Origin of the sequence: Acinetobacter sp. ABJ_C4_1, from assembly GCF_044538495.1 — a bacterium.
Taxonomy (GTDB): domain Bacteria; phylum Pseudomonadota; class Gammaproteobacteria; order Pseudomonadales; family Moraxellaceae; genus Acinetobacter; species Acinetobacter nosocomialis_A.
Genome location: NZ_JBIUCQ010000004.1, coordinates 89,024 through 105,841, shown reverse-complemented (window position 1 = coordinate 105,841; position 16,818 = coordinate 89,024). Strand labels below are relative to the sequence as shown.

At 40.1% G+C, this 16,818-nt stretch carries 15 protein-coding genes; 7 read left to right on the top strand and 8 right to left on the bottom strand.

What is annotated here, in order from left to right; all coding sequences use genetic code 11:
- Positions 1-234: 234 nt before the first annotated feature.
- A complete protein-coding gene (locus ACIF8R_RS07360) occupies positions 235-1,107 on the bottom strand; it encodes a pirin family protein (protein ID WP_227062560.1) in 873 nt (290 codons plus the stop codon).
- A gap of 276 nt (positions 1,108-1,383) precedes the next feature.
- Between ACIF8R_RS07360 and ycaC the strand changes: the two genes are divergently transcribed.
- The gene (gene ycaC / locus ACIF8R_RS07355) at positions 1,384-2,010 is read left to right on the top strand and encodes an isochorismate family cysteine hydrolase YcaC (RefSeq protein ID WP_005078592.1); all 627 of its coding nucleotides are present in this window, start codon (positions 1,384-1,386) and stop codon (positions 2,008-2,010) included.
- 20 nt (positions 2,011-2,030) lie between these two features.
- Positions 2,031-3,005: a LysR substrate-binding domain-containing protein gene (locus tag ACIF8R_RS07350; protein WP_396479983.1), complete on the top strand. Its 975-nt coding sequence runs from the start codon at positions 2,031-2,033 to the stop codon at positions 3,003-3,005.
- A gap of 103 nt (positions 3,006-3,108) precedes the next feature.
- Here the strand turns inward: ACIF8R_RS07350 and ACIF8R_RS07345 are convergent, their stop codons facing one another.
- Complete coding sequence (locus tag ACIF8R_RS07345; RefSeq protein ID WP_151750016.1) at positions 3,109-4,557, bottom strand: NAD-dependent succinate-semialdehyde dehydrogenase; 1,449 nt, start codon at positions 4,555-4,557, stop codon at positions 3,109-3,111.
- Positions 4,554-5,846 (bottom strand): 4-aminobutyrate--2-oxoglutarate transaminase, encoded by a 1,293-nt coding sequence (gabT, locus tag ACIF8R_RS07340; RefSeq protein ID WP_004705036.1) that lies wholly within the window; start codon positions 5,844-5,846, stop codon positions 4,554-4,556. The genes ACIF8R_RS07345 and gabT overlap by 4 nt, the downstream gene beginning before the upstream one ends.
- 156 nt (positions 5,847-6,002) lie before the next feature.
- Between gabT and ACIF8R_RS07335 the strand changes: the two genes are divergently transcribed.
- Entirely contained in the window at positions 6,003-7,502 is a 1,500-nt protein-coding gene (locus ACIF8R_RS07335; RefSeq protein ID WP_396479981.1) for a PLP-dependent aminotransferase family protein, read from the top strand.
- 58 nt (positions 7,503-7,560) lie between these two features.
- On the opposite strand, the gene ACIF8R_RS07330 is transcribed toward ACIF8R_RS07335, so the two are convergent.
- Both ACIF8R_RS07330 and ACIF8R_RS07325 read right to left on the bottom strand, forming a co-directional pair.
- Positions 7,561-9,003, bottom strand: a complete 1,443-nt coding sequence (locus ACIF8R_RS07330) for an amino acid permease (RefSeq protein ID WP_000718865.1) — start codon at positions 9,001-9,003, stop codon at positions 7,561-7,563.
- Between the two features lie 305 nt (positions 9,004-9,308).
- On the bottom strand, positions 9,309-9,857 hold the full coding sequence (locus ACIF8R_RS07325) for a helix-turn-helix domain-containing protein (RefSeq protein ID WP_000081859.1): 549 nt from the start codon (positions 9,855-9,857) through the stop codon (positions 9,309-9,311).
- Between the two features lie 68 nt (positions 9,858-9,925).
- On the opposite strand from ACIF8R_RS07325, the gene ACIF8R_RS07320 reads away from it, so the two are divergent.
- The 4 genes from ACIF8R_RS07320 to ACIF8R_RS07305 all read left to right on the top strand — a co-directional run bounded on the left by ACIF8R_RS07320 (position 9,926) and on the right by ACIF8R_RS07305 (position 13,252).
- Positions 9,926-10,621 carry an AzlC family ABC transporter permease gene (locus ACIF8R_RS07320; RefSeq protein WP_396479979.1) on the top strand — a complete coding sequence of 232 codons (696 nt, stop codon included), beginning with the start codon at positions 9,926-9,928 and terminating at the stop codon, positions 10,619-10,621.
- On the top strand, positions 10,618-10,941 hold the full coding sequence (locus tag ACIF8R_RS07315) for an AzlD domain-containing protein (protein WP_396479977.1): 324 nt from the start codon (positions 10,618-10,620) through the stop codon (positions 10,939-10,941). Before ACIF8R_RS07320 ends, ACIF8R_RS07315 begins: the two co-directional genes overlap by 4 nt.
- A gap of 474 nt (positions 10,942-11,415) precedes the next feature.
- Positions 11,416-12,465: a hypothetical protein gene (locus ACIF8R_RS07310; RefSeq protein ID WP_396479975.1), complete on the top strand. Its 1,050-nt coding sequence runs from the start codon at positions 11,416-11,418 to the stop codon at positions 12,463-12,465.
- Between the two features lie 16 nt (positions 12,466-12,481).
- Positions 12,482-13,252: a hypothetical protein gene (locus ACIF8R_RS07305; protein WP_396479973.1), complete on the top strand. Its 771-nt coding sequence runs from the start codon at positions 12,482-12,484 to the stop codon at positions 13,250-13,252.
- Positions 13,253-13,444: 192 nt separating this feature from the next.
- Here the strand turns inward: ACIF8R_RS07305 and ssb are convergent, their stop codons facing one another.
- The 3 genes from ssb to ACIF8R_RS07290 all read right to left on the bottom strand — a co-directional run bounded on the left by ssb (position 13,445) and on the right by ACIF8R_RS07290 (position 16,674).
- On the bottom strand, positions 13,445-14,029 hold the full coding sequence (gene ssb, locus ACIF8R_RS07300) for a single-stranded DNA-binding protein (protein WP_002053972.1): 585 nt from the start codon (positions 14,027-14,029) through the stop codon (positions 13,445-13,447).
- A 51-nt stretch (positions 14,030-14,080) separates the two neighbouring features.
- A complete protein-coding gene (locus ACIF8R_RS07295; RefSeq protein WP_331422604.1) occupies positions 14,081-15,445 on the bottom strand; it encodes an MFS transporter in 1,365 nt (454 codons plus the stop codon).
- A gap of 146 nt (positions 15,446-15,591) precedes the next feature.
- A complete protein-coding gene (locus ACIF8R_RS07290) occupies positions 15,592-16,674 on the bottom strand; it encodes a DUF475 domain-containing protein (RefSeq protein ID WP_304391371.1) in 1,083 nt (360 codons plus the stop codon).
- Positions 16,675-16,818 lie beyond the last annotated feature (144 nt).

Sequence of the window (16,818 nt, the reverse complement as noted above, 5' to 3'; positions counted from 1 at the left end):
TAAATAAAATAAGATAATTTAACTATATTTATATCATTCGTTTTACAAGAAAAACTTTTTGCGGTATTATGGGGTCATAATAATGAGAACTGAATCACACAAAACAATGCCGACACAATAACGATGTCCATCATAAAACTAGAAACTTTACAGCGAAAAAGCCCGCTATTCACACTTGATAGCGGGCTTTTTATTACTTTGTTTTTAAAGGTTCATTAAGCGCAGCTTAGCAATTTATGCTTCTTGCATGATTGAACCGAATTTTCCACGATTAAAGTCATCAATCGCTTCCATAATCTCGGCTTTGGTATTCATGACAAATGGACCATAACCTTCGATTGGCTCATTCAGTGGTTGGCCAGTCAACACTAGGAATTTAGTGTCTTCTTCAGCATTTAGACTAAACTCAACACCTTCACGAGACAAAATCGCAACAGTTTTACCTTCAAGACGGTTTGTATCATTAATCACAACCGCACCCTCTAACACCACCACAAGTGTGGTATGCCCTTCAGGCACATACAGGGTATGTTTTTGGCCTTTAGCCAATTTACCATCCCATACGTTTAATGGGCTAAAGGTCGTTGCTGCACCTTTTGCATCTGCATATTCACCTGCAATCACACGTAAATGACTACCGTGCTCGTCTAGCGCGATGTCTGGAATATCTTTGGCTTCAATCGCTTGATATTTTCCCGGGGTCATTTTTGAATGTGAAGGTAAATTTACCCACAATTGCACCATTTCAAACAGACCGCCATGCTCTGCAAATTCAGGAGAATGGAACTCTTCATGTAACACCCCTGCACCCGCAGTCATCCATTGTACGTCACCAGTTTTAATGGTTCCGCCGCCGCCACTTGAGTCTTTATGTGTTACTTCACCTTGATAGGCAATAGTCACAGTTTCAAAGCCACGGTGAGGATGTGAACCTACACCTTGTTGTTCGGTGGTTGGTGAGAAGTTATAAGGCGCTGCATAATCCAGTAACAAAAATGGGCTTAGGGTTTGGCCTAAACGGTCATAAGAGAACAGGTTATATACAGGGAAACCATCACCAACCCAATGCATGTGGTTATTTTGATATGCACCAAGAAATTTCTTCATCTGATCTCTCCTATATATGTAGGATTTTCTTGAACTGAGATTGATTTTACGCCTCAATAATTGCAGTTTATAGATGAGGTTTAGCAACACATTATTTCATATATGAGACAATCTTAAAGTTTGAGGTATTCTTTAAAAGATCGTCCTATTTTTAAAATTCTTAATCCTATTTTTTAGACTTAATCACGACAACAAACTCAACTAGCATAATTTTAGGCACTAACGACCTACTTAATAATTTTTGATTATTTATTTTGATAACATGAGGATATAAAAATGGCTCAAGATTACGTACGTTTAGATAAGGATAATGCTGCGGTTCTTTTAGTTGACCACCAAGCAGGTTTACTTTCTTTAGTTCGAGATATCGATCCTGATAAATTTAAAAATAACGTTTTAGCACTTGCAGATGCAGCAAAATATTTTAACTTACCGACTATTTTAACGACCAGTTTTGAAAACGGTCCAAACGGTCCTTTAGTTCCTGAGTTAAAAGAAATTCACCCAGATGCTCCGTTTATTCCTCGTCCAGGTCAAATCAATGCTTGGGACAATGAAGACTTCGTAAAAGCAGTCAAAGCAACAGGTAAAAAACAACTGATTATTGCAGGTGTGGTCACTGAGGTTTGTGTGGCATTCCCTGCTTTATCTGCGCTCGCAGAAGGTTTTGAAGTATTCGTGATTACTGATGCTTCAGGTACTTTCAATGAATTAACCCGTGATGCTGCTTGGGACCGTATGTCAAAAGCAGGTGCTCAGCTGATGACTTGGTTTGGTATGGCGTGTGAGTTACACCGTGACTGGCGTAATGATATTGAAGGTTTGGGTACATTGTTCTCAAATCACATTCCTGACTACCGTAACCTGATTTCAAGTTACAATCACAACACTAGCCAAAAATAAGTTCTATTGCCAAGATTAGGGTGCTTAAGCATTCTAATCTTGAATTTAAAGGGGTTGAACGGACATTGATAAGTTCTTTTGATGATTTTTATTATTTCTATTTAGTCGTAAAACACGGCGGCTTTAGTGCGGCCAGTGAAGCTGAAAATATTAGTAAATCCAAGCTCAGCCGACGTATTATTGACCTTGAAAATAAATTTAATGTCAGCCTCATTCAAAGAACAACCCGCCATTTTAAAGTGACCGATTTAGGTCAAGAGTTTTACGAGGAATGCTGCAAAGTCATTGCTCAAGTTGAATGTGCAGAAAACGTTTTGTTAAAACAAAAAAGTGAGCCTCAAGGGCTAGTAAAAGTAAGTTGCCCACCTTTAATGATGCATTTTCAAATTAGAAAAATTTTAAATCAGTTTTTAAAAACCTATCCTAAAGTTGAAATATCTCTTGAGCTGACCAGCCGTCGAGTAGATATCTTGCATGATGACATCGACCTTGCGATTCGGACCAATTTTGAACCGAATGAAGACTCGAATTTAATTGTTCGTGATGTAATTAAAACCGATCACTGCCTAGTGGCTTCGCCTGAATTATTACAAGGTCGAACCATTGAACATTATTCTGAATTACAAGACTTTCCAAGTATTAGCTTAGGCACGCAAAAGCAAAATTATATTTGGCATTTATGCAATATTCGAAATGGCGAATCGGTTGATGTGCCTTATCAACCACGAATCAAAAGTAATGACTTGGCAGGTGTTTACTATGCCGTGATGGATGGTTTAGGCATCACCGACCTTCCCTTTTTAACTGTCGAATCTGAAATTCGTAAAGGCACACTTGTGCATATTCTTCCTGACTGGAAGTCGAATATTGGCATGCTACAACTGGTTTATGTGTCTAGAAAAGGCCAACGCCTTGTGGTCGAAAAACTCATTGAAACTCTGATTGAAGAACTCAGGCGTTTACCCGAAAGCCATGAAGGGTATTTGCCGACTTAAATAAAAAAACCGGTCATGAATGGGCATGACCGGTTTTTGTGAAACATCACATACAGCATAACTGCATGTTTTCGTTCAGAACAAAACGAACTCGCTTTATCCCTTACTCAGATAAGTCTACGCAGAGGTATTTCATTTCGACATATTCTTCGATGCCGAATTTTGAACCTTCACGACCTAGACCTGACTGTTTTACGCCACCAAACGGAGCAACTTCGTTTGAAATCGCGCCCGTGTTAATGCCGACCATACCGTACTCAAGTGCCTCACCCACTCGCCATTGACGCGCTGTGCTTTGAGTAAATAAATAAGCAGCTAAACCAAACTCGGTATCATTCGCCATTGCCACTGCTTCATCTTCAGTTTTAAAGCGGAATAGCGGTGCAAGCGGACCAAAAGTTTCTTCTTTAGACACTTTCATGTCTTGCGTTACACCAGTTAAAACTGTTGGTTCAAAGAATGTGCCACCAAGTGCCGAACGCTGACCACCAATACGAACGGTTGCACCTTTCTCAGTTGCATCTGCAATATGAGACTGAACTTTTGCAATCGCATCTTCATCAATTAAAGGTCCTTGAGTTGAACCTTCTTGACGGCCATCACCAACTTTAAGCTTAGACACGGCTTCAACCAAACGGTCTGCCAACGCATCGTAAATACCATCTTGAACATAAATACGGTTCGCACAAACACAGGTTTGACCACTGTTACGATATTTACTTGCCATAATGCCCTGAACTGCTTGTTCAAGGTTGGCATCGTCAAATACCACAACTGGTGCATTACCACCGAGTTCAAGTGAAAGCTTTTTAATGGTTGGCGCACATTGTTGCATCAAGATACGGCCAACTTGTGTTGAACCTGTAAAGCTTAACTTACGAACAATATCGCTTTCGCATAGTGTTTTGCCTACTTCAACCGCATCACCACTAATGTTAATTAAAACATCAGCTGGTAAACCTGCCTGTAACGCCAATACTTCAAGTGCATAGGCAGTTAACGGTGTTTGCTCTGCTGGTTTAACCAACATTGAGCAACCCGCAGCAATCGCTGGACCTGCTTTACGCGTAATCATGGCAGCTGGGAAGTTCCACGGCGTAATGGCAGCAGTAACACCAATTGCTTGTTTAATCACGAGCAGACGTTGGTTTGGTAACGTAGGTGTTAAGACTTCACCATCAATACGTCGCGCTTGCTCAGCAAACCAGCGTATGAACGATGCTGCATAACCAATTTCACCACGTGCTTCTGCCAATGGCTTACCTTGCTCAGCTGTTAAGATTTGAGCCAGATTTTCTTTGTGCTCAAGCATGAGGTTGTACCATGCCAATAGCACATCAGCACGCGCCAAGGCAGTTTGCTTTTTCCAAGCAGCCTGCGCTTTTGCCGAACGGTTAATTGCGGCTTCAACCCCTGCGCGGTCATAGGTTTTCACCCATGCCAAAGTTTCACCCGTAGCAGCATCATTCACCTCGATATAGTCATTTGATGCAGGTGCTTCTAATGCAATATCAGGATGTTTTAATAAATACTGCAAATTATTTTGAATCATGCAGATTGCTCCATTGCTTTTGCACTACCTGCTTTTAGTGTCGCAAAACCTTGTTTCAAAATATCAAGACCTTGACGGAATTGCTCAGCAGGAATGGTTAATGGATATAAGAAACGAATTACATTACCGTATTTACCACAAGTAAGAAGTAACAACCCGTTTTCCATTGCATAGTTTTGTACAACTTTTGCTTGTTCAGCCGTTTCAAGCTCTACTGCAACCATTGAACCTAAAGCACGAATATCAGTTACGACGTCGCCTGTTGCTTGCTGAATATCTTTAAGGGTAGCGACTAACTCAGCACCTAATTCATTTGCACGGTCGCATAAGTTTTCTTCTTCAATCGCATCAATTACCGCGTGCGCAGCTGCAACCGCAATCGGGCTACCTGCGTAAGTACCGCCTAGACCACCTGGGTTTGGTGCATCCATGACTTCTGCACGGCCTACAACACCCGAAATAGGGAAACCGCCGCCCAAGCTTTTCGCCATCGTGATAAGGTCTGCTTTAGTCTCGTAATAGTTCATTGCAAACAATTTACCAGTACGCGCAAAACCAGATTGCACTTCGTCAGCAACCAGTAAAATGCCGTGTTTGTCGCAAATTGCGCGTAAACGTTTTAAGAATTCAGCTGGTACTACATTGAAGCCGCCTTCACCTTGTACTGGCTCAAGTACGATTGCCGCAACATCATGTGGTGCAATATCTTCACTGAAAATATCTTCAACGCTTTCAATTGCTGCGTCTACTGAAATGCCTTTAGCAGGTACTGGATAACGTGCGTGGAACACACCCGCTGGCATTACACCAAAATCACGTTTGTAAGGCGCAGTTTTACCTGTCATTGCCATCGTCATAAATGAACGACCGTGGAAACCGTTACCAAAAGTAATAATGCCGTGACGACCTGTATAAGAGCGAGCAATCTTCACCGCATTTTCAACTGCTTCTGCACCTGTTGTGAAAAACGCTGACTTCGCAGGACCAGCAATTGGCGCGCGCTCATTAATACGTTCAGCCAAAGCCACATAGCTTTCATAAGGTGTTACTTGATAGGCAGTGTGAGTAAATTTAGTAAGTTGCTCAGTTACTGCTGCAATCACTTTAGGGTGGCGATGACCTGTATTTAAAACAGCAATACCACCTGCAAAGTCGATAAATTGGTTGCCTTCCTTGTCCCAAAGCGTGGCATTTTCAGCTTTTTCTGCATACCACTGGCACATCACGCCTACACCACGTGGAGTTGCTTGCTGTTTACGTGCGTTAAGTGCAGAATGTTGATTATCCATTTGATTCCCTCATATTTTCATCATCAGTTGCAGCTTTGGTTTCTTGCATCCTGTGCTTAATTTTCAGGGTGCTTTACAACGACTGCCTATGCATGTAATTTCGCTCGTCTGATGCCAACTGACGAGAGCCACTTTTTAACTGTAGGAGAGAGCCAATTGCGTAGTTTACTTGGAGATCATTTGCTACAACGACTCCAACAGGACACTGAAGGGAAACTACATCAACGCCTTTTCCGTTGCCTGCGTGGTGCCATTATTGATGGAGTCATCCAACCCAAGACTCGTCTACCTGCGTCACGCGACTTAGCCAGTGAAATTCATGTTTCAAGAAATACAGTGCTTAGTGCCTATGAACAGCTACAAGCTGAAGGCTACTTAGAAGCCCGTACGGGACACGGCACATGGGTTGCCGAAAAATTACCAGAGAGTTTTTTAAATACACAAAACAAGAAAAAAGTAGTTTCAAGCCCGAAAGTTCAAAATTCTTATGCGCTATCACAGCGTGGTTCCAACTTATTGGGCTATGCCGCAGCGTCGCCACACCAATGGGGAGCTTTTGTGCCGGGAGCACCAGATGTGACTGAGTTCCCACATCATATTTTTAGTCGCATTCAAGCACGTTTAAGCCGAGAGCCTGACATTAACCGCCTGATTTACAGCAATGCTGGTGGCTGTATCGAGCTTCGAAGTGCATTGGCAGATTACTTACGTGTTGCGCGTTCAGTCCAGTGCGATGCAGACCAGATTATTATTACCGAAGGCATTCACCAAGCTATTGATTTAGTCTCACGTGCACTGAGTGATATGGGAGATAAAGTCTGGATTGAAGATCCCGCTTATTGGGGAATGCGTAATACATTACGGATTAATGGCCTCGATATTCAGCCCATGCCTGTCGATGCTGAAGGCATTATTCCTGAAGAAAATCCGGCAGTACCGCCTAAACTCATTTTTGTCACACCTTCACACCAATATCCGCTTGGCTCTCATTTAAGCCTAAACCGCCGACGTAAATTGATTGAGATTGCACGCCAGCACAATAGCTGGATTGTAGAAGATGACTATGACAGTGAGTTCCGTTTCTCGGGCCAGCCTTATCCATCTTTGCAAGGCTTAGAAAATAACGCACCTGTTTTATATATGGGCACGTTTAGTAAAACTATTTATCCATCTTTAAGAATTGGCTATTTGGTCGTCCCTAAGCCGTTATTTTCATCGCTACGTATTGTTGCGGCCGAACTTTATCGTGGTGGGCACTTGCTTGAGCAAAAAGCCCTCGCTGAATTTATTCGTGAAGGCCATTATGAAGCGCATATTCGCCGTATGCGACTGCTCTATGGTAAACGCCGCGATTACTTGGTGAGCTTAATTCAACGCTATCTTGGCCCCGAATTTATTCATGAATATGATGAAGCGGCCGGATTACATCTGGTTTTAAAACTACCGAACTCTTGCGATGATGTCGCGATTGCAGCCACAGCGCTTGAACGTGGCGTCAAGGTTCGTCCACTGTCTCAGTACTACATGCAGTCGCATGCACATGCAGAGCGCGGACTGCTGATGGGCTTTGCCTGTGTAAATGAAAAAGATATGGTGATGGCTTTTGGCGTCTTGCTTCAATGCTTACGTGAAGCAGGTGTACCCACACTGAATTGATTTTTATCTGAGTAAAATAAAAAAGAGCCTCATTGTGAGGCTCTTTTGGTTTAAAAATTTAAACTAACTTTTCTTCATGGCTATGAGTTAAATGAGTCGCTCTACGCTCTTTACCCCAACCCAATTTTTCAGACAATAACCCGAAGAACACAATAATGCCGAACAATGCTGTGGTGTAAATCACTTCTTTAAAATAGGTGCCTTCAATCAACATGGTAAGAATTGCACCAATAATTGCAAAGATCACCACATAGGTTAGGTAAGGGAACATCCACATTTTAAAGTCAATTTTCACACCTTCAGCTTCTAATTTTTTACGCATACGAAGCTGAGAATAAGCAATGGTCAGGTACACATATAGTGTTGCTGCACCTGTTGTTAGCATGAAGAAGTCATAAACATTCATACTCTCTGTTGCAGTTAAAATTACCGCAATTACAGAGAAGAAGCATGACACAATCACACCCACCCAAGGACTGCTTTTACTGTTTACAGAACCAAAACTTTTTGGTGCATCACCACGTTTAGACAACGAGAATAGCATCCGTGAACACGTGTAAAGCGCTGAGTTAAAGCAACTACATACCGATGTTAGAACTACAAAATTTACGATATGGCGCGCGCCCGGAATACCAAGTGCAGACAACGTAACGCTATAGGTTCCCCAAGTTGAATCTTTCAAAAGTTCATTGTTGTGAGGAATAAGACATACAGCAACAAACATTGAACCAACGTAGAATAAAATAATACGCCAAACCACCGAGTTCGAGGCTTTACGAATTTCTTTAGATGGATTTGCAGACTCTGCCGCTGCTACAGTAACAATTTCAGCGCCAATATAGGCGAACATCACCCCAAGCAAGGCGGTAATCACTGATGAACCACCATTTGGCATAAAGCCTTGAGAGGTTAAGTTACTTATACCAGATGCAGCCGGATTGCCCCAAGGCCATAAATGCATGATGGCTAAACTACCAATCACAAGGAAAACAACAATCGCGATGACTTTGATGAGCGCAAACCAGAACTCGAATTCACCATAGTTCTTGACGTTTTGTAAGTTGACAACAACCAGTGCGACGATGACAACGGTCATATAAACCCAGATCGGTATAAACGGAAACCAGTTGTTTAAAATCTTTCCTGCTACGTAAGCTTCCCAGCCCATGAGCATCGCCAGCGTACACCAGTACAACCAGCCAATTGAGAAACCTGCCCAACGACCAATCGCACGGTCAGCATATGTTGAAAAAGAGCCACTATCAGGGTTTAAAACGGCCATCTCGCCTAGCATACGCATGATGAACCAAACGAGTAAACCACCTAAAGCATAAGTTAGGAAAACCACAGGACCTGTGTTGTAGATGATACTGCCTGAGCCAACAAAGAGAGAGCCACCAATTACCCCTGCAATCGAGATCATGGTTAAGTGGCGTGATTTGAGTCCATGTTTTAAACTTTGGGAGTGATTGGCTTCAGAACCATTTTGATGAGCTGCCATATCATTTTCCTTAATATATGGAGGATATCGGCTAGTCTCGGAAATCCTCCGAAGCCAAAAAATATCCCCTAAAAATTTAGCCGTTCTGCTCAACTCCTAAAACAGAAAATTCACTGAGCTTATCCGGCGCTTCCGTATGCATACTTCCAATGGCTTTAATTTGTCGTTTCGGCACTCAAGAAACGAGAGCCATTTTTGTAATAAAAGAGAGAGCCAATTGCAAAATTTATACGCAAAATTGGCCCTTTTTGTAGAAGATGCTGGTAAATGGCTTTTTGTTTTTATTTTAATCAGATTGAATTTCTTTAGTTTTGCTCAGAAATTAATAACGCCTTTGTGCCTGTTTCCAAAGCTCTAAATATATGTTTTTGATCGGCTGGATAACAAATATAGTCTCCAACACCCAGCTCAACCGCTTCATCAATTAAACCCACTAGAGCTCGCCCTTCCACTACAATAATATGTTCTACCGAACCAACTGGATGTGGTTCTGAAAGTCGATCTTCACCCGGTTCAACAATCAATAAATACACATCTCGGCGCGCATGGGGGGGACAGGTCGCCAACAAAATTGCTTTGTAATTGGCAATCTCCGAACTCACCGTTGGCCCATCGCCACAGCGAATGACTTGCACTTGATTGCTCGGCTCTTCCATCAAACGTGCAAATGGAATATTGAGTGCAACACAAAGTGCCCATAAGGTTTCAATACTGGGATTACCTTGCCCTGCCTCTAATTGAGAAAGTGTAGATTTGGCAACACCTGCACGGCGCGCCACCTCTGCCAATGAAAGCCCTGCTCTTTGGCGTTCACGCGTTAAACCTTTGGCAATAATTTCAATTGGCTGAGACATTCATTCTACCCGTTCTATAAAAAAAACGATCGTTCGTTTTGACAAAACAATCAGACTTATTCATTATAATGGAAAATCGTTCGTTATATCATGCTATGTCTACATACTCTCTGATTAAAAAACTTAGTAAAGACACCACCCGCTCGATTTTCTTTGTATGTCTAGCAACCAGCGTGGTTGGTATGTCTTTAGGTTCACTCGCTGCAAGTTATGGCTTAGCACTCTGGATCCCGCTTTGCCTATCTGTCTTTGTGCTTGCAGGAACTGCTGAATTTATTTTTATTGGATTCTTGGCGGTAGGTGGTAGTCCAATTGCGGCTGCAATTGCAGGACTACTCGTCAATTTAAGACATCTACCTTTTGGCATTGCGGTTAATGAACTAATCCGAGGTAAATTCTCTCGATATTTCGGGGCTCATATCATGAATGATGAAAGCGTTTTGTTTGGCATGGCACAGCCCGATTTCGAGACAAAAAAAGCCGCTTACTGGCTATGTGGTATAGGCATCATGCTGACTTGGCCACTCGGTGTCACTGTGGGTTATTTTATTGGAAGTGCTATTCCAGACCCAAAAACATTTGGTCTAGATGCCATTTTCCCAGCTATTTTAATTGCACTTACTTTTAATGCTTTAAAGAATAAATCTACTCGAAAAGCTGCATTTGCAGGGTCAACTTTAGCGCTGATAACTACACCCTTTTTGGCCTCAGGACTTCCAATTCTGATTTCGCTTTTTGGATTGATATGGGGTAGAAAGAAATGAGTCAACAGTTATTTATTATTTTAGGTATAGGCCTACTTGCACTGGGTACTTACAGTATTCGTTTTGCGGGTTTTCACTTGGGTGCCAAGTTCTCTTTTTCTGAAAAATACCAAGTTTTACTCTCAAACGGTGCAACTGTTTTACTCTGTGCAATTGCCGTGACCACTACATTTTTTGAAGGCCAATATTTCGCAGGCTTCGCACGTATATTTGGGGTGGCACTAGCACTGTTCTTGGTTTGGAAAAAAGTTCCTCTGTTATTGGTGATTTGTTTGGCCGCTGTTGGCACGGCACTTCTACGTTTGCTGGGCATTGAGTAATAAAAAAGGCGAGATAAACTCGCCTTTTTTAACTTTACAATTTTTTCTCTATTAAAAATTTTGAAATTCATCTAAAAAATTAAGCACCTTCATGAGCCATCTTTAGCACTATCACCTTGTAATTTCTCTATTCATTATCCACTGTAACGCATGCTTAAGATAAAAAGAATAAATTATATTTTTAAAAAGTTATTGTTACAAAATTTGTATTTTAAAATCAAAATGTTATTTGCATTTAATTATTTAAAATAACTATAGTAACGCATATGCGTTACTATAGTTCGTTCTACATTCAATAGGAATATAAAATAGTAACGCATGTTTGTATTATTAGAGTAAAGTAAAATAAAAAAATACAATATAAGTTACTTTTTATTATTTTTAATATCAATAGGTTAATTTAACAAAATTATATTTTTTGAAATAGTAACGCATATACGTTACTATTTCAAAAATAACTCCCAAGGAAGCTATATGGATCAACTAATTGATGAGGCAATTTCATATATAAAAACGACCTTTTTTCTTACCCCCATAGTAAGAGAAAATATAAGTAATGAATTACCTTTTCAGATCAAAAATAAATCATCTGCTTATGTAGTAGAGATCAACAATAACTTATTCCTTTTCTTATGTATTGAAGATATTCAATATCTTGAAGTAAATAATTTTTTACATTTAAAACGCATTTATGCTAAACACCAACTCCCAGTAATTGTAGTAGCAAAATACATTACAGATTCTTCTATGAAGAAGATATCTGCAATAGGGATGGGTTGGGTCATTCCAGGTTCTTTTTCATTGATACCCTCACTGTTTATTCATAAAGGAGGAGATAATTTCAAAAAACCTTTTCAATTTATTGATAAAGATAAACCTTTTGGCATTATTCCTTCTTATCTTATTGCTTATTACCTATCCGGGAAATACAGTGGCTTTTTTAATAGTTTAGATATAACAAATACATTTGGTGTATCTAAAATGGCTGCATCTAGAACTTTTAAAGAGTTACTAGAAAATGGAATTATAGAAAGATTTGAACAAGGTCGAAATAATGAATTTAGGTTCTCTATCACTCGTCGTGAAACATGGGATCGTTATAGAAATAGGCTTTCCTCTCTTTGCACTGGTTTTCTTCCAGTTTCTGAATCTAAACTATCGGGATTAGATTCTTTTTATTCTGGGGAATCAGCCTTAGCTAAATACTCATTATTATCATCTCCATTAGTCAAACATCTTGGTGTTTATTTAAAAGACGAAGATAGATATATGAGACCTGTAACTCCAGCAACTATTGATGGTGAATACTTTTTTAAAGTAATGAGATTGTTAGATGAGGAAAAAAATCCATCATATTTTGATAGTAATGAATGTATGGTTCAGATCTTTCCTTATCCTCCTATTATCGAGAATCATTATCTCAATAAAGTCTTTTTAGTTTTATCAAAGTTCAATAAATATGATATTCGCGTTAGATCATCATACTCAGAACTAGAAGATATGGTATATAACGAACTGAATTAATAGGGGGGGAAATCTTATGGAAGGTATTAAATTTTTATCTGAATATATGGAGCAATATAAGAATGACTATATTTTAATTGGTGGAAATGCATGTGCTTTAAATTTTGAATTAGCAGACACTCAATTTAGGGCCACCTCTGATCTTGATATTGTTTTATTAACAGATGGTCAGAGTGAAGAATTTTATAATCATCTTAATGACTTTCTACTTACTAATGAATATATTGGTAAAGTTTTTAATGGAAGCAATTCTGGCGGCTCTGCTTATCGCTTTATGAGACCCGAGAATAGAGGAACTGAACTACCGGCACAAATTGAACTCTTCTCAAAAAAGCCTGAATATTTCGACGAAAAAAAATCAACTAAACTTCATATTACACCTATTGAAACAAATGATGGAATATCTAATTTCTCAGCGATTTTGTTAGATGATGATATTTATCATTTCATTACAGCATGCAAAATTGATATTGATAATATTTCTACTGTCAATCTTGAATGTCTTTTAGGATTAAAGTCTATAGCTTGGCATGCGAATGAAAAACTGCTATCCCAAGGCCAAGCAAAAGAAATTAACGTAATTAAGCATCCTGCTGATATCTTACGGATTTCTAGTATTATTGAACCAAATGATTATTATTATCCTGAGATAATATTCAATAGTTTAAAAGAATCTAAGATAGCTTTTGAAAAAGGTGAGATTCTTCGTAGGATTAATGATCCTTCATTAGATATTCAGGCTTATCTAGACTATTATGCCTCCCATGCAAAACTAGCATCTTCATAAACACTCTTATATCCATATAGCCTTTTTCCGGTTAGATATATTTATGTTTAACGGACTACCTTAACATTTTCTACAGTTAAAAAAATAGCTTCCCTTAGTTACAGACTAAAAGAAGCTATTTTTCAACATAAGTTTTTGATTTAAAATTAATCAAAATCAGCTTAACAAGTTATACCCTTATATGTATATGATCTAGAACGGTAAATCGTCGTCTAAATCAGCTGGTGCAGATGCTGGTTGTTGTGGCGCTTTAGGAGCAAAACCACCACCTTGTGGGCTGTTGCCACCATTACCGAAACCACCTTGGCCACCATAACCACCGCCATTGTTTTGACCGTAGCCGCCACCTTGGTTGTTATTTTGATAACCGCCACCTTGTTGAGGTGCGTTAAAACGTGGTTGGTTAAAATCATTACCGCCAGCGAAACCTTGTTCACCTTGTTGACGAGCATCTAACATTTGCATCTGGTCGCCACGGATTTCTGTCGTGTAACGTTCTTGACCATTTTGGTCTGTCCACTGACGCGTACGTAATGAACCTTCGATATAAACCTTAGAACCTTTACGCAAAAATTGCTGAGCAATTTCCCCTAAACGGTTATGCAAAACAATACGGTGCCATTCTGTTTGTTCTTTACGTTCACCTGACGTTTTATCGGTCCAAACTTCACTTGTCGCGATTGAAAACTGGGTTAACGAGCCCCCATTTGGAAAAGTTTTTGTTTCAGGATCACGACCCAAAGTACCAACCAAAATAACCTTATTTACACCACGCATTAGCTGTCTTCATCCTATTCATTTCTATGTTTTACTTTATAAGAGTTATGCTTAAATGGCTACCTCTTTACCAAACAACTGCGTTAAATCACGTCGTGCAGCATCATCAAGAGACTGTTTATCGACTTTAATATAAGCAACTTGCTGGTCAGGCATCACCACAACTTCTTCAATACCACGAATTGCCAATAGCTGTGTGGTCCACTCATTCACCTGTTGCACTTGCGGCAATGGCAGCACAATCGATGACAAATACCGCGGCTGAGCTAAACCAAAACTAATTAGCAGCCATATTATAGCAATCCCTGCTAAGACACTCCATCCAATCGCAGTATTATGTAACATCAATAATTGACCTCCCAAGGTGCCACCAAAAAAAGCACCTAAGAATTGGCTACTGGCATTTACACCCATAGCGGTGGCCTTCGACTGAATTGGAGCGGACTTTGACAACCAAGAAGGCAATAAAGCTTCCATCACATTAAAAGCAATAAAGAAAATACCGAGGCCCGCAAGCAGGACATATTTAGATTGATAACCAAATATGAGGAGCAGTAAACCCGCAATAATGCCTGTAATTGCTGTTAAGAAAATGCCCCGCATTTTGCGATATTTTTCAGCGAGGATAATGCTAGGAAATGCAAAAAATAAACTAATAACCAAAAGCGGCAAATACACTAAACCGTGGCTCGCTAAAGGAATATGTGCGAACTCGATAAGCTGTGAAGGCACATAAATAAACATGGCTGTCAGCAATAAATGCAATGCAAAAACCGAAACATGTAAACGGTTTAAATCACCCATTTGGATGACTTGCTTAAGCTGTGCCATATAGCCTTGCTGATAGTTACGATGATGGCGAGTCACTTTAGGTACAAGCAATAACATCGCAATCGCAATCAAGCCCATAATTGTGGTCACAAAGAATAGACCAGAAATACCAACTATGCTGGTGAGCCAAGGCCCAAGACTAAAAGCGACTACAAAAGATAAACCAATACTCATGCCCATGGCAGCCATGGCTTTAGTTCGCTGTTCTTCACGTGTGACATCGGCTAAAAGCGCCATGACAACTGCTGAAACTGCACCTGCACCAGCGATGGCACGGCCAATAATTACGCCATAAATCGTGTCTGATAAACCCGCAATTGCTCCACCAATAGCAAAGAGCAGTAGGCCAAATACTACAAGTGGTTTACGGCTAAAACGGTCAGCCAGTAAGCTAAATGGAATTTGTAAAATAGCCTGACTTAAGCCATAAACACCCACAGCTAAACCAATGAGTGCCGGAGTCGCATATTGATATGACTGCCCGACTACAGAAAAAACCGGAATAATCATGAACAAACCCAACATGCGTAGCGCAAAAATACTACTTAAAGCAAAAGTTGAGCGGCGTTCCAAAGCATTCATCATATCAATACACGTTATCAAACTAGGCAAATTATAAGCCGATTCGTTTCTAAAAATACGGGAGAGATGATTTAAAATAACGATTTCGGCTGAAAAAAATAAAGAGGCATTTAGCCTCTTTATTCTATCGAACTTTACTGAAAATTAGCTTAAGACGACTCTTGTTCGCGTTTCGCATATTGGATAGATGCAATCACTGCCCATGCAATAAATGCAACACCAATGAGGCCTGTCACGACTTCCGGTATATGTAAACCTGTACCACTTGCAATCATAATGAAAGCCAAAGCACCAATTGCGTAATGCGCACCATGCTCTAAGAACACATAAGCGTCTAATGTGCCCTTTTCAACAAGATAAACCGTCATTGAACGAACGAACATTGCACCAATTGCAAGACCCAGCATAATCACGACAACATCGCTGGTAATAGCAAATGCACCAATTACACCATCAAAACTGAATGATGCATCTAACACTTCAAGGTATAAGAAACCGCCCAAACCGGCTTTAATCACACCAGACGCAGCACCCGAGCCATCTTGCATGACTGCATTACCATCTTCATCAATTTCAGGTTCGCCACCCAATAAATGGCTAAGAACTTGCACACCAATGTAAACCACAATGCCCCAAACGCCAGCCATGGTTACAGCTAAACGCTCATGATCTTCAACATAGCCAGCCATTACAATTAAAGCGATGAGTGCAATAAAAACAGACATTGCCGGTACGTTTGCCAAGTCAGATAATTTGACTTCAAGCCATCTGAACCAATGCGTTTCTTTCTCTTCGTCAAAGAAGAAGTTTAAGAAAACCAACAATAAGAATGTTCCACCGAAAGCTGAAATTTCAGCGTGGTGAGCCATTAAACGTTCCGAGTAAGTTTTTGGATCATTGAGTGCCATTTTAGCGACTTCAATAAAGCCCATATCGGCAGTCATAGAAACGATCAAGACAGGGAAAATCAAACGCATACCAAAAACGGCGATTAAAATACCGACTGTCAAAAAGATCATTTTCCAGAAATGATCCCACCCACGAAGTACCGATGCATTTACGACAGCATTGTCAAAAGATAATGAAACCTCCATTACCGCTAAAATCGCAGTAATGGTTAAAGCTTTAAGCATGGTAGACACGCCTGCTTCAGGTCCATGGGTAAAACCCCAGTAAGCAGCGAGTGCTAAACACACTACCGTAAAAAATATCGAAAATCGGAAATGCTTCATGGATCAGACCTATACCAAGAACTAAATTTAATCTTTCTTAAAAACCGCGGCTATTATATCGATAATTAACCACAAAACGATGTTGTTTTATGCCGTTATTACCTTTACTTTATCCCTATGTTTAATAAAGAAATTTATAATATT

Coding starts and splice junctions, on each gene's coding strand:
- ACIF8R_RS07360 (WP_227062560.1), bottom strand. CDS start 1,107: ATGAAGAAATTTCTTGGTGCATATCAAAATAACCACATGCATTGGGTT.
- ycaC (WP_005078592.1), top strand. CDS start 1,384: ATGGCTCAAGATTACGTACGTTTAGATAAGGATAATGCTGCGGTTCTT.
- ACIF8R_RS07345 (WP_151750016.1), bottom strand. CDS start 4,557: ATGATTCAAAATAATTTGCAGTATTTATTAAAACATCCTGATATTGCA.
- gabT (WP_004705036.1), bottom strand. CDS start 5,846: ATGGATAATCAACATTCTGCACTTAACGCACGTAAACAGCAAGCAACT.
- ACIF8R_RS07330 (WP_000718865.1), bottom strand. CDS start 9,003: ATGGCAGCTCATCAAAATGGTTCTGAAGCCAATCACTCCCAAAGTTTA.
- ACIF8R_RS07325 (WP_000081859.1), bottom strand. CDS start 9,857: ATGTCTCAGCCAATTGAAATTATTGCCAAAGGTTTAACGCGTGAACGC.
- ACIF8R_RS07320 (WP_396479979.1), top strand. CDS start 9,926: ATGGAAAATCGTTCGTTATATCATGCTATGTCTACATACTCTCTGATT.
- ACIF8R_RS07315 (WP_396479977.1), top strand. CDS start 10,618: ATGAGTCAACAGTTATTTATTATTTTAGGTATAGGCCTACTTGCACTG.
- ACIF8R_RS07310 (WP_396479975.1), top strand. CDS start 11,416: ATGGATCAACTAATTGATGAGGCAATTTCATATATAAAAACGACCTTT.
- ACIF8R_RS07305 (WP_396479973.1), top strand. CDS start 12,482: ATGGAAGGTATTAAATTTTTATCTGAATATATGGAGCAATATAAGAAT.
- ssb (WP_002053972.1), bottom strand. CDS start 14,029: ATGCGTGGTGTAAATAAGGTTATTTTGGTTGGTACTTTGGGTCGTGAT.
- ACIF8R_RS07295 (WP_331422604.1), bottom strand. CDS start 15,445: ATGATGAATGCTTTGGAACGCCGCTCAACTTTTGCTTTAAGTAGTATT.
- ACIF8R_RS07290 (WP_304391371.1), bottom strand. CDS start 16,674: ATGAAGCATTTCCGATTTTCGATATTTTTTACGGTAGTGTGTTTAGCA.